Origin of the sequence: Arthrobacter sp. Leaf141 (assembly GCF_001424565.1) — a bacterium.
Lineage (GTDB): Bacteria > Actinomycetota > Actinomycetes > Actinomycetales > Micrococcaceae > Arthrobacter.
Genome location: NZ_LMOL01000016.1, coordinates 118,658 through 141,905, shown reverse-complemented (window position 1 = coordinate 141,905; position 23,248 = coordinate 118,658). Strand labels below are relative to the sequence as shown.

The 23,248-nt window shown below is 67.6% G+C and carries 18 protein-coding genes; 11 read left to right on the top strand and 7 right to left on the bottom strand.

Annotated features, from left to right (window positions below):
* Positions 1-65 precede the first annotated feature (65 nt).
* Both ASF72_RS12420 and ASF72_RS12415 read right to left on the bottom strand, forming a co-directional pair.
* Positions 66-302: a hypothetical protein gene (locus ASF72_RS12420; RefSeq protein ID WP_050683816.1), complete on the bottom strand. Its 237-nt coding sequence runs from the start codon at positions 300-302 to the stop codon at positions 66-68.
* Between the two features lie 127 nt (positions 303-429).
* On the bottom strand, positions 430-1,656 hold the full coding sequence (locus tag ASF72_RS12415; RefSeq protein WP_050683817.1) for a pyridoxal phosphate-dependent aminotransferase: 1,227 nt from the start codon (positions 1,654-1,656) through the stop codon (positions 430-432).
* Positions 1,657-1,869: 213 nt separating this feature from the next.
* On the opposite strand from ASF72_RS12415, the gene ASF72_RS12410 reads away from it, so the two are divergent.
* Genes ASF72_RS12410 through ASF72_RS12380 form a run of 7 tightly spaced genes read left to right on the top strand, consistent with a single transcriptional unit; the run spans position 1,870 to position 11,896 of the window.
* Positions 1,870-3,165 carry an ABC transporter substrate-binding protein gene (locus tag ASF72_RS12410; RefSeq protein WP_056599278.1) on the top strand — a complete coding sequence of 432 codons (1,296 nt, stop codon included), beginning with the start codon at positions 1,870-1,872 and terminating at the stop codon, positions 3,163-3,165.
* A 15-nt stretch (positions 3,166-3,180) separates the two neighbouring features.
* On the top strand, positions 3,181-4,152 hold the full coding sequence (locus ASF72_RS12405) for a carbohydrate ABC transporter permease (protein WP_200933649.1): 972 nt from the start codon (positions 3,181-3,183) through the stop codon (positions 4,150-4,152).
* The gene (locus ASF72_RS12400; RefSeq protein ID WP_050683819.1) at positions 4,152-5,006 is read left to right on the top strand and encodes a carbohydrate ABC transporter permease; all 855 of its coding nucleotides are present in this window, start codon (positions 4,152-4,154) and stop codon (positions 5,004-5,006) included. Before ASF72_RS12405 ends, ASF72_RS12400 begins: the two co-directional genes overlap by 1 nt.
* Positions 5,003-7,678: a beta-galactosidase gene (locus ASF72_RS12395; RefSeq protein ID WP_082484238.1), complete on the top strand. Its 2,676-nt coding sequence runs from the start codon at positions 5,003-5,005 to the stop codon at positions 7,676-7,678. The genes ASF72_RS12400 and ASF72_RS12395 overlap by 4 nt, the downstream gene beginning before the upstream one ends.
* Before the next feature lie 26 nt (positions 7,679-7,704).
* Positions 7,705-8,994, top strand: coding sequence for an ROK family transcriptional regulator (locus ASF72_RS12390; protein WP_082178126.1), 1,290 nt, complete (start codon positions 7,705-7,707; stop codon positions 8,992-8,994).
* Positions 8,995-9,009: 15 nt separating this feature from the next.
* Positions 9,010-10,761: a glycoside hydrolase family 35 protein gene (locus tag ASF72_RS12385; RefSeq protein WP_056599273.1), complete on the top strand. Its 1,752-nt coding sequence runs from the start codon at positions 9,010-9,012 to the stop codon at positions 10,759-10,761.
* A 58-nt stretch (positions 10,762-10,819) separates the two neighbouring features.
* Positions 10,820-11,896, top strand: coding sequence for an ATP-dependent DNA ligase (locus ASF72_RS12380; RefSeq protein WP_056599270.1), 1,077 nt, complete (start codon positions 10,820-10,822; stop codon positions 11,894-11,896).
* 4 nt (positions 11,897-11,900) lie between these two features.
* Here ASF72_RS12380 and nikE read toward each other — a convergent pair whose 3' ends face one another.
* From nikE to ASF72_RS12355, 5 genes are all read right to left on the bottom strand, one after another.
* The gene (gene nikE / locus ASF72_RS12375; protein WP_056599267.1) at positions 11,901-13,541 is read right to left on the bottom strand and encodes a nickel ABC transporter ATP-binding protein NikE; all 1,641 of its coding nucleotides are present in this window, start codon (positions 13,539-13,541) and stop codon (positions 11,901-11,903) included.
* Positions 13,538-14,356, bottom strand: coding sequence for an ABC transporter permease (locus tag ASF72_RS12370; protein ID WP_050683824.1), 819 nt, complete (start codon positions 14,354-14,356; stop codon positions 13,538-13,540). Before ASF72_RS12370 ends, nikE begins: the two co-directional genes overlap by 4 nt.
* A 4-nt stretch (positions 14,357-14,360) precedes the next feature.
* The gene (locus ASF72_RS12365; protein WP_056599264.1) at positions 14,361-15,302 is read right to left on the bottom strand and encodes an ABC transporter permease; all 942 of its coding nucleotides are present in this window, start codon (positions 15,300-15,302) and stop codon (positions 14,361-14,363) included.
* 18 nt (positions 15,303-15,320) lie between these two features.
* Positions 15,321-16,877, bottom strand: a complete 1,557-nt coding sequence (locus ASF72_RS12360; protein WP_235504721.1) for an ABC transporter substrate-binding protein — start codon at positions 16,875-16,877, stop codon at positions 15,321-15,323.
* A 177-nt stretch (positions 16,878-17,054) separates the two neighbouring features.
* Positions 17,055-18,374, bottom strand: coding sequence for an MFS transporter (locus ASF72_RS12355; protein WP_050683827.1), 1,320 nt, complete (start codon positions 18,372-18,374; stop codon positions 17,055-17,057).
* Positions 18,375-18,602: 228 nt separating this feature from the next.
* Here ASF72_RS12355 and ASF72_RS12350 point away from each other — a divergent pair, with 228 nt between their 5' ends.
* The 4 genes from ASF72_RS12350 to pcaH all read left to right on the top strand — a co-directional run bounded on the left by ASF72_RS12350 (position 18,603) and on the right by pcaH (position 23,248).
* Positions 18,603-19,445 (top strand): IclR family transcriptional regulator, encoded by an 843-nt coding sequence (locus tag ASF72_RS12350; RefSeq protein WP_082484236.1) that lies wholly within the window; start codon positions 18,603-18,605, stop codon positions 19,443-19,445.
* 133 nt (positions 19,446-19,578) lie between these two features.
* Positions 19,579-20,460, top strand: a complete 882-nt coding sequence (locus ASF72_RS12345; RefSeq protein WP_056599258.1) for a shikimate dehydrogenase — start codon at positions 19,579-19,581, stop codon at positions 20,458-20,460.
* Entirely contained in the window at positions 20,460-22,331 is a 1,872-nt protein-coding gene (locus tag ASF72_RS12340) for a bifunctional sugar phosphate isomerase/epimerase/4-hydroxyphenylpyruvate dioxygenase family protein (RefSeq protein ID WP_056599257.1), read from the top strand. Before ASF72_RS12345 ends, ASF72_RS12340 begins: the two co-directional genes overlap by 1 nt.
* 53 nt (positions 22,332-22,384) lie before the next feature.
* Positions 22,385-23,248: a protocatechuate 3,4-dioxygenase subunit beta gene (pcaH, locus tag ASF72_RS12335; protein WP_056599254.1), complete on the top strand. Its 864-nt coding sequence runs from the start codon at positions 22,385-22,387 to the stop codon at positions 23,246-23,248.

The window sequence follows — 23,248 nt, the reverse complement described above, 5'->3', positions numbered from 1 at the left end:
GAAGGGTCCAGCGCCGTGCGGGCAGTCCATACTGACTGCGCCCGCACTGCCGTGCCCGGCCCGGCTCAGGCCACCCGCCAGATGCTGCACTCGTCAGCGTTGATGGCCTTCCGCAGGCCGGTAAGCCGGTCGACGATCCAGATGACGCCGATGCCCGGCGCGGTCTCCTGGACACTGCCGCGGCGGATGACCACGTCGTCGTAGGAAGGGCCCACAGAGAGCCTGGCTTCAATTTCATCACCGCGGTGGAGCTGGTCCAGGGCGCGGACTCTGGTTACATTCGGCGTCGCTTTCGTCAACATGGGGGCCTCCTGGCGCTGGGACGGGCCCTTGCCCGCAGTTCCAGTGTGGCCCTGCAATGTTGCGCGCCGGTTTCACCGCCGTTAGCTGCCGGTTAGTTCTGCGCGCCGGCGCTGTTTCCGCCGGCCCCTACTCCGTGCCGGCCGCCCGGTAGCCGGCCAGGAACGTGGCGATCCTGCCCACGGCCTCCTCGATGTCCAGGACGGAGGGCAGGATGACGAACCGGAAATGGTCCGGCGCAGGCCAGTTGAAGGCCGTGCCGTGGGAAACCAGGATTTTCTGGTCCCGGAGCAGGTCCAGGACAAACTGCTCGTCGCTGGCGATGGGGTAGAGGTCCGGGTCCAGGCGCGGGAAAAGGTACATGGCCCCCGCCGCCGGGACGCAGGTGACACCGGGGATGGCGGTCAGCAACTGGTAGGCGAGATCCCGCTGTTCCCGGAGCCTTCCGCCGGGCCGGACCAGCGCCTCGATGCTTTGGTAGCCGCCCAGGCAGGTCTGGATGGCGTGCTGGGCGGGAACGTTCGGGCACAGGCGCAGGGAGGCGAGGAGCTCCAGGCCTTCTCGGTAACTGGCGGTCGCGGCCAACGGGCCGGTGATGGCCACCCAGCCGGCGCGGTAGCCGGGCATCCGGTAGGCCTTGGACAGGCCGCTGAACGTCAGGCAGCAGACATCCTCCGCGACGGCCGCTGTATGGATGTGCTCGGCGCCGGCGTAGAGCACCTTTTCGTAGATTTCGTCCGAAAAGAGGACCAGGTTGTGCTTCCGGGCCAGCGACGCGAACTGCTCAAGGATGTGGCGGGGGTAGACGGCGCCCGTGGGGTTGTTGGGGTTGATGATCACAATCCCCTTGGTCCGGCTGGTGATCTTCGCCTCGACATCGGCCAGGTCCGGCCACCAGTTGTCCGCTTCCTCGCAGAGGTAGTGCACCGGCTTGCCGCCCGTCAAGGTCACGGCGGCGGTCCACAGCGGATAATCGGGCGCCGGGACCAGGATTTCGTCGCCGTTTTCCATAAACGCCTGCAGGCACATGGAGATGAGTTCACTGACGCCGTTGCCAATGAAGATGTCTTCCACGCCGATCTGCATCAGGCCGCGGGTCTGGTAGTACTGCGAGATGGCGGTACGGGCGGAGAAGATTCCCTTGGAGTCGCTGTAGCCCTGCGCGCCCCGGAGGTGGTGGATCATGTCCACCACCACGGACTCCGGGGCTTCCATGCCGAACGGGGCTGTGTCGCCCAGGTTCATCTTGAGGATCCGGTGCCCCTCCGCCTCCATGGTTTTGGCTGCCTGGAGAATGGGGCCCCGCAACTCGTACCGGACGTTCTGAAGTTTGCTGGAGTGTTGCATGGCGCGCATGGTTGATCATTTCACAGCCGCCGCCCCACCGCCCGTGATGACCCGTCGGCAGCCCCGGGGATCATGTGTTAGCGATCACAAAAAACTATTGACGACGGTTAGAATAAGCACTAGCGTAAGGGTCTGCCGGCTATCCGGGGGACACCCGCGCCAGCCCAGGCTCTTGGTACACAGTTTCCGGCAATGACCGCCGGGCCATCTGAAGGGAAAGCAATGAAGCTTCTTGAAACCACCGTCTCGCGCCGCAACGTCCTGGCCGGCCTGGGCGCCTCAGCCCTGGGCATCATCACCCTCACCGCCTGCGGCGGGTTCGGCACCGCCTCCTCATCCGGCGGCAAGGACTTCGTGATGACCGTCTGGGGCGGGGACCCGGACAAGGCCGCATACCAGGCCCGGCTGGACCTCGCCAAGGCCAAATACCCCGACTACAACATCACGCTCCAGCTGATTCCGAACAAGGACTACGCCCAGAAGGTCCAGACCATGATCTCCGGCGGCACCGGCCCGGACATCATGCAGGTCGCGGAAGACGCCAACGCCTACAGCTCAAAGAACCAGCTGCTGGCCCTGGACGATCTGATCGGCAAGTCCGCCCTGGACCTCTCCGCGACCTTCGGGCCCGTGGCGGAGAACTGGAAGTACAAGGACAAGACCTACGCCATCCCGGACCGCGCCGGAGCCATGATCATGTATTACAACACCGCCGAATTCGAGAAGAAGGGCATCCCGGCACCCACGGCGGAGTGGACCTGGGACGACCTGCTCTCGGCCGCCAAAGAGCTCACCGGCGACGGCGTCTACGGCTACGGCGGCACCGAATGGTGGCCCATCTGGATGTCCTTCGCCTACCAGAACGGCGGACAGATCATCGATCCGGGCAGCGGCCGGCCCACCGTGAACACCCCTGAAGTCATCGAGGCGCTGCAGTTCTGCCAGGACCTGGTCTTTAAGCACAAGGTGGCCCCGTCCAAGGTTGACTACGCCAACATGGGCGCCGGCGTGGGCGGCGACGCCGCCTTCGCGTCGGGCAAGGTGATGATGAACAGCACTGGCTTCTGGAACATCGGCAGCCTGGCCAAACAAAAGACCATCAGCTGGGATGTGGCGCCCGTCTGGCGCGGCCAGGAGAAGGCCATCGCAGCCTTCGGTTCCGGCCTTGCCGTGTCCCGGAGCAGCAAAAACCCCGACGACGCCTTCAAGATCATCGAATTCATGACTTCTGCCGAGGGCCAGAAACCCATCATGGACCTGGGCCAGGACGTCCCCGCACGCCAGGACCTGCAAAGCAGCCAGGAGTTCCTCAAGCCGGCCTGGCTGGACGCCACCGTGGACATGCAGGTGTTCCCCGATTCCGCACCGTCCATCTTCAAACCCCCGTTCATCCCCGAGTGGAACGAAATGCAGAAGGCCATGACTGACGCGCTGTCCGACTTCTGGCTCGGCAAGTCCGATGCCAAGGCCAGCGCCGCTGACCTGCAGAAGCGGCTTGAGTCCATCGTCAAGGCCTAGGCGCGGCAGACGGCCATGTCAGTCCTGCAGAAGCCCACCTCCGCGCCGGGCCCCGCCCCGGCGCGGGAGGCGCCCAACCCCCGCAAGGCCCGCCCCAGCGCCATGCGCCGCAAGGAAGCCAGGTTCTTCTGGCTTTTCATCTCACCCTGGATCATCGGATTTGTGGTGTTCCTGCTCGGCCCCATGCTGGCCTCCATCTACCTGTCCTTCACGGACTGGGACTCCTTCACGGACCCCAACTGGGTGGGCGTTGCCAACTACGTCCGGCTCTTCACCGAAGACGAGATCTTCCATAAATCCCTCTGGAACACGTTCTATTTCGCGTTCTTCTCCGTGCCGCTGGGCATGGCCATCGCGCTGTTCCTGGCCGCGCTGCTGAACAAGCAGATGAAGGGGCGGAAGCTGTTCCGCACCCTGGTCTACCTGCCGCACCTGGTGCCGATCGTCGCCGTCGCCCTCATCTTCCAGATGGTGCTGGCACCCGATTCCGGCCCGCTCAACAGGTTCCTCGCCGTGTTCGGCATCGACGGTCCCGCCTGGCTCTTCGAGAGTGACTGGGTCAAGCCTGCGATCATCCTGCTGTCCCTGTGGCAGGCAGGCGGTGCCACCGTGCTGCTGCTGGCCGGTATGAAAGGCATCCCGCAGGAATTCTACGAAGCGGCAGAAATCGATGGCGCCTCCGGGATCCGCCAGTTCTGGAGCATCACCTTTCCGCAGCTGACCCCCATCATCTTCTTCAACCTGATCATGGGCATCATCGGTGCGTTCCAGGTGTTTGCGCAGGTCTACATCCTGACCCAGGGCGGGCCGGACAACGCCAGCCAGATGGTGGTCCCGCTGCTGTTCAACGAGGCCTTCCGGAACTACCGGATGGGCTACGCCTCCGCCATCTCCTGGGTGCTGTTCCTCATCGTCATGGCACTGACCGTCCTGGCCTTCGCCACCTCACGCAAGTGGGTCTTCTACGAAACCGAGGTCAAGAACTGATGGCCGCCCTCAAGGTCTACAAAAGTTCCGCCTTCACCTACGGGTGGCTCACGGTGGCATCCGCCATCTTCTTCGCACCGCTGGTGTTTGTGGTCTCCATCGCCCTCAGCAGCGACCAGACGGTGGCATCCGGCAGCTTCTCACTGATCCCCACAGAATTCCAGTGGGACAACTTCGTGCGGATTTTCCAGACCCAGCAGCCGGTGGGCAACTTTGTGCTGAACTCCGTCATCATCTCGGTGTTCGCCACCGTGGGGCAAGTGTTCTCCTCCGCGCTGGTCGGCTACGCCTTCGCCCGGCTTCGTGCCAAGGGTAAAAACATCACCTTCATGATTGTGTTGGCCACCATGATGATCCCTGCCCAGATCACCATGATCCCGCAGTTCATCCTGTTCAAGGAGCTCGGCTGGATCAACACGTTCCTGCCGCTGATCATCCCCAACTTCTTCGGCAACGCCTACAACATTTTCCTGATCCGGCAGTTTGTTTCCAGGCTGCCCCTGGAAATGGATGAGGCTGCCATGGTGGATGGGCTGGGCTACTTCGGCATCTTCCGCCGGATTGTGCTGCCCATGATGACCCCGGTCCTGATGGCCATCGCCATCTTCACCCTGACCTTCACCTGGGGCGACTTCATGGGCCCCCTGATCTACATCAACGACGACACCAAGATGCCGCTGGCGCTGGGCGTCCAGCTGCTGACCAGCACCAGCCAGGAACTGCAGACACCGCCGTGGAACCTGGTCATGGTGGGCACCGTGTTCCTGTCCCTGCCCATGATCATCATCTACTACTTCGGCCAGAAATACATGTACGAAATGAACATCACAACCGGCAGCGCAGGGGTGAAATGATGCAGGATTCCGACGGCGGCAGCGTCCGCCTCGAGGACGGCCGGCTGCTGATCGACGGCGGCCCCGAGGTATTGCTGTGCTCCTCGCTGTTCTACTTCCGGCTTCCTCCGGAGCAGTGGCGCGAACGCCTCCGGCTGGTCCGCGCATCAGGGTACCGCGCCGTGGACGTCTACTTTCCCTGGAACTTCCACGAGCTCCGGCCCGGCACGTTCGACTTCACCGGCGCCAGGGACATCGCGCGGTTCCTGGACCTCGCCGCCGAGGAGGACCTGTTGGTGATGGCCCGCCCCGGCCCGTACATCTGCTCCGAGGTGGACGGCGGGGGACTGCCGGCCTGGCTGGGGCTGGATCCCGAACTCCGGGTCCGGCAGAACGAGCCGCGCTTCCTGTCCCAGGCGCTGGCCTGGTACCGGGAGGCACTGCCCCTGATCGCCGAACGCCAGCACGGCAACGGCGGCAGCGTGGTCCTGGTCCAGGTGGAGAACGAACTGGATTTCTTCGACTGCGAGGACCGGACCGGCTACGTGGAAGTCCTCGCGGACGCGGCCAGGGCTGCCGGGATCACGGTTCCCATCATTGCCTGCGCCGGCCAGGGCGACCTTGCCGGCGCCACCGGCAACGCCCGGGGTGTGGTGCCGGCCGCAAACTTCTACCCGGACGACGCCTCCCCTGACGTTGAGGCCGAGGTGCTGGCGTACCAGCAGGAACTGGCCGCCCGGGGGATCCCGCTGCTTATCACGGAAACCAACCGGCTCCACCTGACACTGCGCCGCGGACTCCTCTCGGGTGCCCGCCTGCTGGCCCCCTACCTGCAAAGCTCGGGTTGGAATTTCGACCTGAACCCGTCCGCCGGAAACTGGGGAAACCCTGGCAACTTCATGACCCACAGCTACGACTTCGGCGGCTACGTGGCCGCCGACGGCGCCACCCGGCCGGAGTACGCCGAAGGCCAGCGGCTGGCGGCGGTGATCGGTGCGCTGGGCGTCCGGCTGGCAGGCGCGGCGCCCGTCCTGGCCGCGCCGCTGGAACTGGTGCCCGACTTCGCCACGTCCAGCGTCCGGCCCGTGCTGGCGCTCGACGGTGGCGGGTTCCTGGCCGGGCTGCCCAACCTGTCCGGCACGGACGGGATGCTGCAGCTCAAGACCGATGCCGGGGCCACCGCCACGGCCCTGGTTCCCGCCGGCCACTGCCCGCTGCTCCTGGCCGGCCTGCCGCTGGCAGGCTGGGGCGTGCCGGCCGTGCTGGAACTGGCCACGGCCGAACTGACGGCCAGCGCCGCTGCCCCCGGCGTCCTGCACCTCACGTTTGCGCCCGCCCCGGGCGCGGTGCTGGTGCTCTCGACGGACCGGGACACCACAGTGCTGTCCGGCACCGCCGGCCACAGCGGCAGCTTCCTCATCGTGGACGTGGCGGCGGGTCCCGGCGAGGTGGCGTTCGACGACGGCACCCGGCTGGCGTGGTCAACGTCCGCGGCACCCACGACGGGCGCCGTGGCCAGCCCGGGTGCCGGCGTCGGGCTTTCCACCGGACGCACCCTTGCTGCCCGGCCCTTCACCGGGATTCCGGCAACCCGGCACGCCGCGGCGCCGCCGCTGGAGGAAGTCGGTGTGTATGCCGGCCGGGGCCGGTACCGGGCCGCTGTTCCCGCAGGCTGCCGCCGGCTTCTTATCCACGGGGCCGCCGACATCGTGGACTTTTCCCACCACAGCACTCCGGCCGGCGGATCAGTGCCCCTGGGCACCAGGATTCCCTACGGCGCCGGCATGGATGTGGACCTGCCCGCCGCCGGCGGCGAGGTGGTGGCCGACGTCGAAATCTGGGGCCACGCAAATTTCGACGACGTCCGGCTGCCCGCGCTGGCCCTCGGCTCGCTGCGCGGGGTAGGGACCGTCCTGGCCGTCATCGCCGCCACGGACGTCTCCGGGCTGTGGCGGGTCCACGGCCCGGACCAATGGGCCGCACCCGGCGGCGCCGTCCGCAGGTTCGGCGGCTGGAGCAGCACACGGCTGGGCGCCGGCATCGAATACCGCAAAACCATTCCGGCTCCCCGGCAGGGGGAGGCGTGGCTGCACTTTGCCGGGCTGGCCGCTCCCGTGCAGGTGCGGGTGGACGGCGGTCCTTCCGTGGCCGTTCCCGCCGAAAACCCCTACCTGCCCCTGCCGGCCGGTGCGGACAGCTGGGACGTGGCGGTCAGCCTGACCCATGACCCGTCGGCCCCGTCCGTGGCCGTGACACTGCTGTCGGGAACGCCGCTGCGGGACTGGGACGTGCAGGCACTGCCGCAACAGCACCTGGACGCCCTGGCGCTTGCCGCCGGGACCGCGGCGGTTGAATCCGCGGCGGAACCGCTGCCGGTGGTTGTCCGCCCCGGCCAGCCAGTTTGGCTGGTCCCGGACACTGCAGCGCTGCAGCCGGGACACGGGTATTTCCTGGCAGCGGCCGGGTCAGGCCTGATGGCCAGCGTGTGGCTCGACGGGCAGCGGCTGGGGCGGTTCTTCCCCGGCGGGCAGGAGTCCGGCAGTGACCTGGAGCTCCGCGGCGGCGACCCCGGCGTGATCTGGTTCCCGGCCCCTATGATAAAACCGGACGCCAGGCTGACGCTCCTGCTCGAATGCCGGGGCACCGCGGCCGGCACCCTCGACTCCCTGCTGTGCCGTCCGGCCGCCAGCTGATCCGCACCAACAACGAAAACACACCAATGCCGAAAAGAACGTCCAGGGACATCCGCAATGAAAGCCGCTTCGCGCTGCTCCGCGGCCTCTATGCCCTCCGCACCGCCACCCGCCAGGAGTTGGCCTCCGCCACGGGACTGAGCTTCGCCACCATCTCCAGCATTGTGGGCGAGCTGATCGAGGCCGGGGTGCTGGTGGAGGCCGGACGCGAGGACTCCGGCGGCGGCCGGCCCGTGACCCGGCTGAAGATATCCCCCGAACGCGGCACCCTGGTGGGGGTGGACATCGCGGAAACGTACATCCACGTGGACATCTACGACCTCTCCCTGTGTGTAATCGGCAAGGCCGAAAGTGCCCTGGGCATCGAGGAAAACGAACCGGCGGCCCTGGTCCGCCGGGTGGCAGGGGTCATCAACCAGGCCGCCGCAGACGCCGGAATCGCCCGCAGCTCGCTGGTGCGCGTCGGCGTCAGCCTCCCGGGCCAGGTGGATCCCCAGCGGGGGGTGTCCGTCTTCGCCCCGAACTGGGACTGGCACGAGGTCAACATCCAGGCCCTGCTCAGCAACGCGATCGGGCTGCCGGTGGACGTTGACAACCCGCTGCGGGCGATCGCCCTGTCCGAGCTCTGGTTCGGCGCCGGCCGCCTGGTGGCCAACATCGCTGCCGTGAACCTGGGCACCGGTGTGGGCGCCGGCCTTGCCCTGGACGGTGAGCTGGTCCGGGGCGCCAGCAACACCGCCGGGGAATGGGGCCACACCACCCTCATGTTTGGCGGCCGGCTCTGCCGGTGCGGCCGGCACGGCTGTGTGGAGGCGTACCTGGGGGTGCCCGGCCTGCAGCAGACCATGGCGGAAATCAACGCAGGCCACCCCCTCCTCACGGCGGACCGGCAGCGGGAATTCGTCCTCGCCGTCGCCAAAGGCCTGGCCGCCGGCGACCCCGACTGCACCGAACTGCTGGACGTCACGGGCCAGTACTTCGCCGCCGCCCTGGGTAACCTCATCAACTTCATCAACCCGGACCACGTCAGCATCCTGGGCTGGACCGCGGCCAACATCGGCCCCGAACTGCTCCAGGCCACGGAGAAACACCTGGCCCGGGAGATGCTGCCCAGCGCCGGGGGCGTGGTGCGTGTGGGACTGTCCACCGTCGTCGGCAACGCCGTCACCCTGGGCATGGCAACCCTGGCGCTTGAGGGATTCCTTGAGCAGGCAGGAGTGCCCAGCCGCGGCGCCTTGCCCCGCGCCGGCGCCGCACTGCCGGCCGATCCCCGGCCGCACCAAACCCGCGGGCCGCAGCCCGCCAAAACCACTTAAGAAGGAGCACCCCGGATGGGACATTTCGAGATCGGCACCGAGGATTTCCTGCTGGACGGCGCACCGTTCCGCATCCTCTCCGGCGCCATCCACTACTTCCGGGTCCACCCCGACCAGTGGGCGGACCGGATCCACAAGGCCCGGCTGATGGGCCTGAACACCATCGAGACCTACGTGCCCTGGAACGAGCACTCGCCGGAACCCGGCACGTTCCTGACCAACGGGGGCCTGGACCTGGCCCGGTTCCTGGATCTGGTCCAGGCGGAGGGGATGCAGGCCATTGTCCGGCCGGGGCCGTACATCTGCGCCGAGTGGGACAACGGCGGCCTGCCCGCCTGGCTGTTCACGGACCCGTCCATCGGCGTCCGCAGCAGCGAACCAGGCTTCCTGGCCGCCGTGGATGGGTTCCTGGCCGGCCTGCTGCCCATCGTCGTCGAACGCCAGGTCAGCCGGGGCGGGCCGGTCATCCTGCTGCAGATCGAAAACGAGTACGGCGCCTACGGCAGCGACAAGGCCTACCTGCAGCACCTCGTCGATTTCGCGCTGAATGCCGGCGTTGACGTGCCGCTGTTCACGTGCGACCAGCCCTTCGGCAGCATGATCGAGGACGGCTCGCTGCCGTTCCTGCACAAAACCGGGACGTTCGGGTCCCGGACGGCGGAGCGGCTGGCCTTCCTCCGGGAACGGCAGCCAACCGGACCGCTGATGTGCGCAGAATTCTGGAACGGCTGGTTTGATAACTGGGGCACCCACCACCACACCACCGACGCTGCCGCCTCCGCCGCCGAACTCGATGCCCTGCTCAGCGCCGGCGCCTCCGTAAACGTCTACATGTTCCACGGCGGCACAAACTTCGGCTTCACCAATGGCGCCAACGACAAGGGCATCTACGAGCCCACCATCACCTCCTACGACTACGACGCCCCGCTCAGCGAGGACGGCTACCCCACGGACAAATACTTCGCCTTCCGGGACGTGATCGCCAAACACTTCCCCGTCCCGGAGGAGATGCCCTCCCGACGGCGCCCTGCCGCCGAAACGGAGGTGGCCGTGACCTCGGCCGCCGGTTTGCTTGGCTCCCTGGACCTGCTGGGCGGGCCCCGCACCCTGGCCGGGCCGGTGCCCACCACCGAGGACGCCGGGCAGTACCGGGGCTTCACGCTCTACAGCACGGAGGTGGACCGCGGCGGCGTGCTGACCGTTGCGGAAGTCCGGGACCGTGCCCAGTTTTTCCTGGCCGGCGCACCCGTGGGTGTCCTCAGCCGCGAACTGGGGGAACGGGCCATCACCATCCCCTCCGGCGGGCTACTCCAGGTCCTGGTGGAGGACCAGGGCCGGGTGAATTACGGCCGGCGGATCGGCGAATTCAAGGGCCTGATGGCGCCCGTGAAGCTCAATGGCGGCGAACTGCTGGACTGGGACATCCAGGCGGTGGACGTTGGAAAGCTGGGCAGCCTGCGCCCGGCGGCGACGGACCTTGCTGCGGCCGCCGGTGTGCCGGGGCCGTCCGTTGCGTTTGCGGACTTCGAGGTGGACGAGCCTGCCGACCGCTACCTGCGGCTGGACGGCTGGACCAAGGGCAACGCGTTTGTCAACGGCTTCAACCTGGGCCGCTACTGGAGCCGGGGGCCGCAACGGACCCTCTACGTTCCGGGGCCGCTGCTGCAGCCGGGCCGCAACGAACTGGCCATCCTGGAACTGCATGGCAGCACCACCCGGACCGTGCAGTTCGTCGCCGCACCGGACCTGGGGCCGGACGAAAAGTAGCCGCCCGCACCCCGCGGCGGGGTTCCGCCCGCCGCGGTCCGGGGACAGAATGGGGTCCATGGAACTCCCCGTGATGCCGCCCGTCCCGCCCATGCTCGCCAAAGCCGTCAGCGGCATCCCGGAAGGGGAGCTGAGCTACGAACCCAAGTGGGACGGGTTCCGGTCCATCATCTTCCGCGACGGGGACGACCTGGAGATCGGCAGCCGGAACGAAAAACCACTGACCCGCTACTTTCCGGAACTGGTGGCCGCGTTGAAGAAGAACCTGCCGCCGCGGTGCGTGGTGGACGGCGAAATCGTCCTGGTGGGCGCCGCCGGGGACCGCCTCGACTTTGATGCCCTGCAGCAGCGCATCCACCCCGCCGCGAGCCGGGTGAACCTCCTGGCAGGGGAGACCCCGGCGTCGTTTGTGGCCTTTGACCTGCTGGCCCTCGGCGACGACGACTTCACCGGCCGGCCGTTCGCCGAACGCCGGGCGGCGCTGGAGGAGGCGCTCGCCGGCAGCCGCGCCCCGGTCCACCTCACGGCCGCCACCACCGACAAGGACACGGCCGGGAGCTGGTTCCGGCAGTTCGAGGGGGCAGGGCTGGACGGGATCGTGGCCAAACCCCTTGCCGGAACCTACCAGCCGGACAAACGCGTGATGTTCAAGATCAAGCATGAACGCACCGCGGACTGCGTGGTGGCCGGCTACCGGGTGCACAAGAGCGGCCCGGACGCCATCGGATCATTGCTGCTGGGCTTGTACAAGGACGACGGCGGGCTGGCGAGCGTCGGCGTGATCGGCGCCTTCCCGATGAAGCGGCGCCAGGAGCTGTTTGCTGAGCTGCAGCCTTTGGTCACGGGCCTCGAGGAGCATCCGTGGGCATGGGCCCGGCAGGAAGAAGGGGAGCGGACGCCCCGCAAGGCGGAAGGCAGCCGGTGGAGCGGGGGCAAGGACCTCTCCTTTGTGCCGCTCCGGCCGGAACTGGTGGTGGAAGTGCGCTATGACCACATGGAGGGGGAGAGGTTCCGGCACACGGCACAGTTCTCCCGCTGGCGGCCGGACCGTGATCCCGCCTCCTGCACCTATGCCCAGCTGGAGGAACCCGTCAGCTTCGACCTGGCCGCGGTGCTGGCGACGGGGCGGCCGTAGGCGGTCAGCCTTCCGGGGCTTCGCCCCTGAGCCCGGCACGGGCGGCGTGGGTCCTGGCATCCAGCATGGTCCACAGGCCGTCGGCCCGGCAGGGAATGGACGCCCCCACCAAGGCCTGGCTGTGTGGATGCTGGGGAGCTGCGAAGAAGTCGCGGGTTTCGGCCACTTCCACCACCCGGCCCGCCAGCAGCACGGCCACCCGGTCGCACATGTAGCGCACCACATCCATGTCGTGGGAAACGACGATGAGGGACAGGTGGTGCTCCCGCTGCAAGCGGAGCAGCAGGTTCAAGATGGTCCGTTGGGTGAGGGCGTCCAGGGCGGAGGTGGCTTCGTCGCAGATCAGGACCTGCGGTTCGAGCAGGAGGGCCCGGGCGATGGTGGCCCGCTGGAGCTGCCCGCCGGAGCACTGGCCGGGACGCCGGTCCAGCAGGCCCGCGTCCAGTTCCACTTCCTTTATGGCGGTCGCAATGCGCTCATCCCGCTGGGCCGGCGTCAGTGACCGGTGCGGCCTGAGCGGGGCCGCCAGGCTGGCCCGCAGCGTCAGCCGGGGGTCGAAGGCGCTGTGCGGTTCCTGGAAGACAAGCTGCACGGCGGTGGGCAGGTGCGCGGCGGCGCCGTCCAGCCGCCGCGTGATGGTCCCGGTACTGGGTGCCTCAAGCCCCACGATGGCTTTCGCCAGCGTACTTTTGCCGGATCCCGACTGGCCGAGGACACCCAGGATTTCGCCGCGCCGCAGGGTAAGCGAAACGTTCTCAAGCGCGGACCTGGCGCGCTTGGGCCCGAAGTGCTTGCCCACCTTATCCATAACAAGGACCTCACGCTCTGTCGAAGCCGGACGACGGCGGGAAACCGGTGCCAGCTGCGCTGCGGCCAGGAGGTCGCGGGCGTAGTCCGTCGCAGGCCGGGTGAGCAGCTCGCCGGCCGGACCGGCTTCCACGATGCTGCCGGCGTTCATGACCAGGACCCGGTCCGCGTACGCGGCAACGGTGGCGAGGTTGTGGGTGATGTACAGGATGCCCAGTCCCCGCTCGCGCCGTTCCCGGTCCAGCAGTTGCAGGACCTGGCGTTCCAGGACCCTGTCCAGGGCGGACGTGGGCTCATCAGCCAGCAGCATGTCCGGCTGCCCGGCCAGCGCGAGGGCTGTCATGGCGCGTTGGGCCATCCCGCCCGAGAGTTGGTGCGGGTGGGAACGGATGCCGCGAAGCGGATCGGCGAAGCCAACCTCCTCAAGCAGTTCCACAGCCCGGGCCCGGGCCTTGGCGCCGCGAAGCCCGGCATGGAGGCGCAGCGGCTCCTTGAGGTGGGAGCCGATGGTCCGGTTGGGGTTGAACATCCGTTTAGGCTGTTGGAACAGCATTCCCAAGCGGCCGCCGCGGACCTTGTTGAGCTCCGCTTCGGTGGCCCGGGTCAGGTCAAGGTCTCCCAAGCGGATGGATCCGCCGGCAATTTCAAGGTTCGGCGGCAGCAGCCGCAGGCAGGACATGGCGGTCAGCGTCTTGCCGGAACCTGAACTGCCCACCAGCGCCACAAACTCGCCGGGTTCAACGGCGAGCGAGACACCGGAAAGAAGGCGCCTGGGGTTCGGGCCGCCGTCGGTCGCGTGCCTCACGTCCAGGTCCGCCAGGACCAGGCGCGCGCTCATTGATGTGCCGCCTGGGGCAGGAGCAGCGGGGCCGCGGCCATGTGTGCGGCCCGCTGGCCCAGCAGCGTCACGCAGAGGGCCACGGTGAAGATGACCAGGCCAGGCGCCAGGATTCCCAGCGGTGCGCGGTCTGCGAAGGGCTGGGCCGCGGCAAGCATGGAGCCCCAGTCGGACTGCGGCGGCTGGACGCCCAGACCCAGGTAGGAGAGGGCGCCGACGCTGATCAGCAGGTGCCCGAACCTCAGTGTCGCCTGGCCGAGGATGGGCGCGGTGAGGTGCGGCAGGACGTGCCGGAAGATGATGAACCACGGCGAACAGCCCACCACCCGCGCCGCGTCCACGAAGCCGCGTGCCGAAACGTCGTAGGCAAGGGTGCGGGCCAGCCTGGCGAAGGGCGTCCACCCGGTGACGGTCAGTGCCAGCAGGAGCGGCCAGAACCCGGTGCCGAGGGCGGCCACGATGAACAGCGCCACCACCATTTCCGGCAGGGCCAGCAGGACATCGTTGGTGCGCGTCAGGAATTCATCCACCCAGCCACGCCGGCGGGCGCTGATGATTCCGACGGCGACGCCCACCAGGCAGGTCAGTACCGTCGCCAGCGCGGCGACCGACATGGAGAACCGGCCGCCCTCCAGGATCCGGCTCAGCGTGTCCCGGCCCAGGTTGTCCGTGCCCAGCCAGTGATCCGCCGACGGCGGCGCCAGCCGCTGCGCGAGCTGCTGTTCTGCGGGCGGGTAGGGTGAAATCCACGGCGCCAGCAGCACGGCCAGGACGATCAGGGCAAGGACAGCCGCGGCAACCGTGGTCACTGTCATCCGCTTACGCAAGGGAACCTCCCACCGTGGGGCTGATAAGGCGATGGACGAAGTCGGCCAGTGTCGTCACGCCGACGGCCAGTGCCACCACAACCACCACGCCGCCCTGCGCGAGCGGGATGTCGCTGTTGATGACAGCGTCGAAAAGCAGCCTTCCCATACCCGGCACGGCGAAGATCACCTCCACGATCACGGAACCGCCCAGCAGCCCGGCAAACCAGACGGCGAACAGCGTGGAGAGCGGAACCATCCCGTTCGGGATGACGTGCCGGATGATCGACTGGGCGTGGCTGAGGCCGCGGGCCCGGGCTGCCGGCACATGGTCTGCGGCCGCGGCGTCGATGATGCCGGCGCGGACCGCAGAGGTGAAGAAACTGATGGGTCGCAGGGCAAGAGTGAAGACGGGAAGGACTGCCGATGACAGGTCGTTCCAGCCGGCCGTGGGCAGCACTGGCAGCTTGAGGGCGAAGACCAGGACCAGGACAGGCGCCACCCAGTACTCCGGCATGGCGATCAGCGCCTGGGTGACCCCCGTGATGGCTTTGTCCGGCATGCTCCCCGGGCGAAGACCGGAAATGATGCCGAGCGGCAGGGCGACGGCTGCCGCAAGCCCCAACGACATGGCCACCAGGCTGAGGGTGACGGCCAACGCGGGCAGGACCTGCTCCACCACGGGTGTGCGGCTGACGTAGGACAGGCCCATGTCGCCACTGAAGAAGTTGCCAAGCCAGCGGAAGTACTGGGTGGCCAGGGATTCGTTTAGCCCCAGGTTCTGGGCCAGGGCCTGGACGGACGACGCGTCGATGGCGTCCCCGGCGACCCTGGACCGGATGATCTTCCGTACCGGGTCGCCCGGAGTGACGTAGGGGATGAGGAACACCGCAAAGGAGGACACGGCAACGGCGGCCAGCAAGGTGGCCGTTCGTTTGGTGATGAACTGCAGCATACGGTCGGTTCCGGAGGACTAGGAGGCGGACTTGGCCGTCTTCGCCGTCAGCACATAGCGGGACAGCGGGTCCTGGACGTAGGAGAGCACGTTGGTGCGGATGGCATCGGTGGCCTGTTCGTTGACCAGCCAGGCGTTCACCGCCTTGTCCTGGAGTATCCGGCCGGCTTCGGCGTACAGCTTGTACCGTTCGGTGGTGTCCACGGTGGTGGCAGCGTCCGCGATGATCCTGTCGTACTCGGCGTCGCAGAAGCGGCTCAGGTTGTAGGTGCCCTTGCAGGTGTAGTCGGCGGTCAGGAAGCCGATGGGATCGGCGATGTCGATCAGCCGGTTCCGCTGGCTGAGCAGCATGTCGTAGTTGCCGGCCAGTACGTCCGGTTCGGCCGAGGCGTATTCCTTGGCCTGGATGGAGAGCGGGATGCCGATGTTCTTCAGGTTCTCCTGGATGACCGCGGCGACGTCGGCGAATTCTGCGCGCTCCACAATGGCGATGATCTCCAGCGGCCGGTCTGCCGTGTAGCCGGCGCCGGCCAGCAGCTTCCTGGCTGACTCGATGTCCTGTTTCTGCTGCTCCCGGCCTTCGCCTGCCCAGGGTTCGGAGGGGGCGAACGGCCCGGTGGCTGGCAATGCTGCGCCTTCGTAGACGCTGGCGGCCAAGGCGTCCAGGTCCAGGGAATCCCGGATTGCCTTGCGGACGTCCACGTTGTCCAGCGGGGCGCGCCCGTTGTTCATGTAGAGGGTGGCGGTCCGTGGCGAATCGGCGCCGAGCACGGTGACGCCCGCAGCGCCCTTCAGGGTGGCGAGGCTGGCGACCGGGATGGACAGGGAGATGTCGGCTTCGCCGGTCTGCACTTGGGCCGCCCGGGTAGCGCCATTGGTGATGAACCGGATTTCGGCGCCGGCGAGCTGGACGTCCCCGCCCCAGTAGTTCTCGTTGCGGTCCAGGGTCAGCGACTGCTTGGCCTTCTCGGAGACTGGGGTGAACGGTCCGGTGCAGTGGCCGAACGGGTCCACCTCGGTTTCCTTGTAGGCGGCCGGAGCCAGGATGCCGGTGTTGACGCTGGCCAGGCGGTACGGGACCAGCGGGTTTTCGGCTGGCGTGCTGACGCGGACTGTGCCGGCGTCAACAACGCTGACGCTGCTGATCATGGTCCGGTTGAAGGCGCGGGCGGGGACCTTGGCGTCCAGGACGTGGTTCAGTGCCGCCACAATCGACTCGGCGCTGAGCTCCGTGCCGTCCTGGAAGGAGACGCCCTCCCGGATGGTGAAGTCCCAGTCCAGCGGGGAGGTCTGCTTCCACTCGGTGGCAAGTGACGGCACCACTTTGCCTTCCGCCTGGTCGTACCTGGCCAGGGTCTCAAGGCAGCCGGACAGGGACAGGATGTAGGCGGCGTCTGATTCCAGGGCCCAGTTGGCCACCGGGGCGCGGAAGTTGTCCACAACGATCCGCTGGTCCGGGTCTGCTGTTGCCGTGCCTTGGTCCGGCCCCGGTTGCGAGCCGCTGAAGCCGCAGCCGGCCAGGGCCAGGGTGGCCAGTGCGGCCACGAGGACGCGGGGACGGGGGAAGGAGCGCACGGGGAACCGCCTTGCTGTGACGCCGGCGGGGCCCGGCAAAAAGTGGAGACTTCTTAGGTTAGCCTCACCTGTTGTCTTTTAGGGAATCCATGTCCTGGCCCGCTAACCGGCGCTGCCCGCGGATCCGCCCCATGCAAGGGTGGCTCCACGGGCAGCCGCGGCGGTTCGGTGGGACGGCTATTTCAGGCCGAGCTGCCGGGTGGGGGTCCGGAAGGACTCCTTTGCGGTGAGGGCCGAAATCGCTGCGATACCGCAGATCACGGCGGTGAAGATGCTGATCTGGACCCAGCCGCCGGGCTTGATGCCGCCCATGGCCGCCACTATCGCCGGAGCGAAGCCAGCCATCAGGAAGCCCAGCTGCGTGCCGATGGCCAGGCCGGAGAACCGGACCTTGGTGCTGAACATCTCGGCGTAGAAGGAGGGCCACACGGCGTTGGAGGCCGCGTATCCGAAGGAGAAGAAGCCGATGGCGGCGAGGAACATCAGCGGGACGCTTCCGGATTCGAGGCTGAGCAGGAACACCGGGGTGAGGATGGCGCTGGCCACTGCACCGTAGATAAAGACGGGCTTGCGGCCGATCCGGTCCGCCAGCAGGCCGAACAGGGGCTGCGTTCCCAGGGCCACGAAGTTGGCGCCCACCACCAGCCAAAGCGTGGTGGTGCCGTCAACTCCGGCAACGGTCTTGGCGTAGCTGATGGCCAGGGTGCCGAACACGGTGGAGACGGCTGCGATGAACGCGCAGCACACCACGCGGAGCACATCGCGCCAGTGGCCCCTGAGCAGGTCGGCCACCGGGAGCTTCGAGATCTGGGCCGTCTTCTGCGCCTCGGCGAAGGCCGGCGGTTCGTGCAGGGTGCGGCGGATGAAGAAGGCCACCAGCACCACAATGGCGCTGAGCCAGAACGGGATCCGCCAGCCGATGCCGAATTTGATCTCATCCGGGAGTGCAAGGACGGGGATAAAGACGAGTGCCGCCAGGATCTGGCCGCCCTGGGTGCCGGTGAGGGTCCAGGACGTGAAGAAGGACCTGCGGTTGTCCGGGGCGTGTTCCAGGGTCATGGACGAGGCTCCGGCCTGCTCGCCGGCGGCCGACAGGCCCTGGCAGAGGCGGGCCAGCACCAGCAGTGCCGGCGCCCACCAGCCCACGGTATTGAAGTCCGGCAGGCAGCCGATCACAAACGTCGAGGCCCCCATCAGGACCAGGGTGAACATCAGGACCTTCTGCCGTCCCACCCGGTCCCCGAAGTGGCCCAGGATGACGGCGCCCACGGGCCGGGCCACGTAGGCAAAGCCGAAGGTGGCAAACGACATAATGGCGGCGTTGGCGTCCGCGCTCGGGAAAAAGACGGTGGGGAAGATCAGGGCGGCGGCGGAGCCGAAGATGAAGAAGTCATAATATTCGACGGCGCTGCCCAGGAAGCTGGCGAGGGCCGCCTTCTTGGGCGTCCCCTGCGCGGTGGCAGTGTCCTCTCCGGCGGACGGGCGTGTCTGGCTCATGGCGTTCCTTTGTGTGACGACAGTGTCGGGGAAAAGTGAAAAGCATTTTGCCGCTGCCTTGGTGCGGGCGCGTCGAGGTGCTGGCCGGAATCCGAAAATCCCGGAGGTGGTAGCCGCATGGTGGGAGCTACTGGTGCGATACAGCAATGATGGCTGTGAGCTGCGTTACCTGTCAAGAAAAATAATCACACTCTGGAAATAGCTCTCACATTGTGGCAACATCGACCTATGAGTGTGAACCAAACCACAACTGCCCAGCCGCTGGCCGGCGATGACACTGATGGCCAGCCCGCCGGGGCTGCCGGCGCCCGGGTTCCGGGCGGCACGGACATGGTGGGCAAGGCCCTGGGGCTCCTGGTCCTGCTGGGCGATGAGCCCCGCGGGGCCAGTGCTGCGGACATCTCGCGCCGGGCCGGACTTCCCTTCAGCACCACCTACCGGCTCCTGGGGTCACTGACCCGCGATGGCTTTGTGGATTATGAGCCGGATGGCCGCCGCTACCACTTGGGCCTGCGGGTCTTCCAGCTGGGGCAGCGGGTATCCAACCACCACGGCTTTGCCGGGACCGCCCTGCCCATCCTGCGCCGGGTGACGGGCCGGACGGCTGAAGCCACCATCCTCAGCGTCCGCGACGGCATTCACCACCTCACTGTCAACAAAGTGGATGGCCCGCAGACGTTCCGGGTCACCAGTGACCCCGGCCACCTGGGCTCCCTGTCCGCGACCGCCGTCGGCAAGGTGCTGGTGGCATTTGCCGAGGATGCTGAACGGGAGCACCTGCTGGCCGAGCTTCCCCTGGAGCGGCTGACGGACCGGACCATCGTGGACCGGGACGCGTTCCGGGCGGAGATCGAGGCGGTCCGGCGCCGGGGCTACGCCGTGATGGACGAGGAAAACGAGACCGGCATGCGGGCCCTGGCTGTGCCAGTGCTGAACGCCCAGGGATACGCCTTCGCATCCCTTGCCACCGCAGCTCCCGTTTTCAGGCTCACCGTCGAAGGGCTCGAGGCGCACCTGCCGGTGCTGCTGGAAGCCGCGGCGGAGCTCGCGGACCGGCTTCCGCAGCGCTGACCCCCGGTTAAAAGTTCGCATCTCGAACAGTAGTGCGACTAATGAACAAATGCTGTACTGTCATCCCTACACCCCCTGTCCCGGCCGCTGAGCGGCCCGCGCACCGGGTGCCGTTACCAAAGGAGCTGCACGGATGAGTTCTCGAACCGAGTCCTACCTGGTGGGACTGGTCGGCGATGGCGTTACGCCATCCCTCACCCCGCCCATGCACGAACACGAGGCCGATCTGCTGGGCCTCCGCTACCTCTACCGGCCCATCGACCTCCTGGAACTCGGCCTGGCCGGCGAAGCAGTGGGCAGCCTGCTCCGGAGCGCCCGCAGCCTCGGCTTCAACGGCCTGAACATCACCCACCCCTGCAAGCAGCTGGTCCTGGCGCACCTGGACGAGATCTCACCCGATGCCCGTCGCCTGGGCGCTGTCAACACCGTAGTCATCCGTGACGGTCGGTTCGTGGGACACAACACCGACTGGTCCGGCTTCGCCGCCGCCCTGGCCGCGGGCCTCCCCGGCGCTGCCCTGGAACACGTGGTCCAGCTGGGCGCCGGCGGTGCCGGTTCCGCCGTCGCATACGCCCTGCTCAGCGCCGGCGTCCGCACCCTGGACCTCGTGGACGTCGACCCGGAACGCGCGGCCCAGCGCGCCGCGGAACTGGCCGGCTTTTTCCCGGACAGCACCATCACGGGCCGGACGACGGCGGAGCTGCCGCAGCTGATGCCTGCCGCCGACGGGCTGGTGCACTGCACGCCCGTGGGCATGGCGGCCCACCCCGGCGCACCGCTGGACCTGGAATTGGTGGAATCCCGGCACTGGGTGGCGGACATCGTCTACCGGCCCATCGACACCGAGCTGGTCCGGGACGCCCGCGCCAAGGGCTGCACCGTGCTGGACGGCGGCCGGATGGCTGTGGGCCAGGCGGCTGACGCCTTCCGCATCTTCACGGGCCTGGAACCGGATGCGGACCGGATGCGCAGCCATTTCCTGCAGCTCGTCGCCGCCGAGGAGGTGGCTGCCTGATGCGCACCGGAATTGCCACCGTGTGCCTCTCCGGCACCCTGAAGGAAAAGATGCAGGCCTGCGCCATCGCGGGCTTCGACGGCATCGAAATCTTCGAACAGGACCTGGTCACCTCGCCGCTGCCGCCGGAGGACATCCGGAAAATGGCCGCAGACCTGGGCCTGACCCTTGACCTGTATCAGCCGTTCCGCGACTTCGACAGTGTCCCCGGGGACCTGCTGGCCGCCAACCTGCGCCGGGCGGACGCTAAATTCAGGCTGATGTCCCGGCTTGGCATGGACACCATCCTGGTCTGCTCCAACGTGGCCACGGCGAGCGTCGACAGCGACGACCTGCGGGTTGAGCAGCTGGGCCAACTGGCCGCGCTCGCCGGCGACCACGGCGTCAAAGTGGCGTATGAGGCGCTGGCCTGGGGAAAGTTCGTCAGCGACTACGAACACGCGCACCGGCTGGTCACGGCAGTGGACCACCCCAACCTGGGCACCTGCCTGGACTCCTTCCATATCCTGTCCCGCAACTGGGACACGGCCCCGATCGAGGCGCTGGACCCTGCCAAAATCTTCTTTGTTCAGGTGGCCGACGCCCCGAAGCTGGCCATGGACGTGCTGTCCTGGAGCCGGCACTACCGGGTCTTCCCGGGCGAAGGCCAGTTCGAACTGGCCAAGTTCATGGGCCACGTGGTCCGTGCCGGGTACGCCGGCCCGGTATCGCTGGAGATCTTCAACGACGTCTTCCGCCAGTCGGATGTGGAACGCACCGCCGTTGACGGCATGCGCTCGCTCATCTGGCTCGAGGAGCAGGGCGCCAAGTGGCTCGATGCCAACGCCGGCACCCCGGCCGTGCCCCGGCGTCGTTATCCCATGGAACTGGCAACCCTTCCGCAGGTGGCCGAACCCGCCGGCTGGAACTTTGCCGAGGTCCGCGCCGCTGACACCACAGGACTGGAGACGGTCCTGGGCCAGTTGGGCTTCGGCTTCGACGGCCGGCACCGGACCAAGGACGTGCAGCTCTGGAGCATGGGTGCTGCGCGGGTTGTCATCAACGAGGCAGCCCCGGACCTGGCCGCAGGCAGTGCACCGGCCATTGCTGCCCTGGGGTTCGACGTCGATTCCCCCGTCATTGCCGCCGCCCGCGCCCAGCAGCTTAAGGCCCCCGCGGTCCCCCGCAAGAGCCAGGCCAACGAGGAGGTCTTCCAGGGCTTCGCCGCGCCGGATTCCACCGAGGTGTTCCTTTGCCAGGGCAGTGCGGACCGCACAGCGGCCTGGACCAGCGAATTCGGCGAAGGCCTGGACGTTCCGGCCGGCGGCAGCACGGCCGTGATCGACCACATCAACCTCGCCCAGCCCTGGCAGCACTTCGATGAAGCTGTCCTCTTCTATACCAGCGCCCTGGCCCTGCAGCCGCAGCCCTTCGCCGAGGTGCCCAGCCCCACCGGACTGGTCCGCTCGCAGGTCATGCTCAGCGCCGACCGGTCAGTGCGCCTGGTCCTGAACCTGGCCCCCCTCATCCAGCAGGAAGGCGGCGGGGCCCGGACCACGTACCAGGAACACATCGCCTTCGCGGTGGACGACCTGGTGGGCACCGCCCGTGCCGCCCGCGGCAGGGGGCTGGAATTCCTGCAGATCCCGGCCAACTATTACGAGGACCTCGGCGCCCGGTTCGGCCTGCACCCGGACTTCCTGGCCACCCTCCAGGACCTGAACCTGCTCTACGACCGGGACGCCGACGGCGAATTCCTGCACTTCTACACGGCCACCGTTGGCAGCGTCTTCTTCGAAATGGTGGAACGGCGCGGCGGCTACGACGGTTACGGGGCGCCCAACGCCCCGGTCCGGCATGCCGTCCAGTACGACCACCTGCACCGCAGCTGACCGTCCCCACCCATCCCGTACCACCCCATCCGCAACCCAGAAAGGAGCCAGCCGTGCCGCACACCACCACCGAAACGGACGAACTTGTCCCGGCTGCCGAACCCAAGGCAGGACACACCATGGCGGACCGCGCCGTGGAGACCCAGCAGGATCTCAGCGCCGAGATCAACGGCCTGGCCGGCGCCTACGCGCAGGCGCTCAAGGACGGGGCCCCCGCAGAGACGCAGCCCCGGCTGGATTACCCGCCGTACCGCAGCAGCATCCTGCGCCACCCCACCAAGAGCCTGCACCACGCGGACCCGGAAACCATCGAGCTGTACTCCCCGGCCTTCGGCCACCAGGACGTGCACGCGCTGGAAGCCGACCTGACCATCCAGCACAACGGCGAGCCCCAGGGCGAGCGGATCATTGTTGCCGGCAAGGTCCTGGACGGCGACGGCCGGCCCGTGGCCGGCCAGCTGGTGGAAATCTGGCAGGCCAACGCCTCCGGCCGCTACATCCACAAGCGCGACCAGCACCCGGCCCCGCTGGACCCCAACTTCACGGGCATCGGCCGATGCATCACCGGCCCGGACGGCTCCTACCGCTTCACTACCATCAAACCCGGCGCCTACCCGTGGAAAAATCACCTGAACGCCTGGCGGCCGGCGCACATCCACTTCTCCATGTTCGGCACGGAGTTCACCCAGCGCATCATCACCCAGATGTACTTCCCCGGCGACCAGCTCTTCCCACTGGACCCCATCTACCAGACCATCGTGGACCAGGACGCCCGGGACCGGCTGGTGGCCAGCTACGACCACAGCCTCACCGAGCCCGAATGGGCGCTGGGCTACAACTGGGACATCGTGCTGACCGGACCCAAGCGGACCTGGACCGAAAACGAGGCGCTGGGCGCAGAAGGCGACGAGGAATAA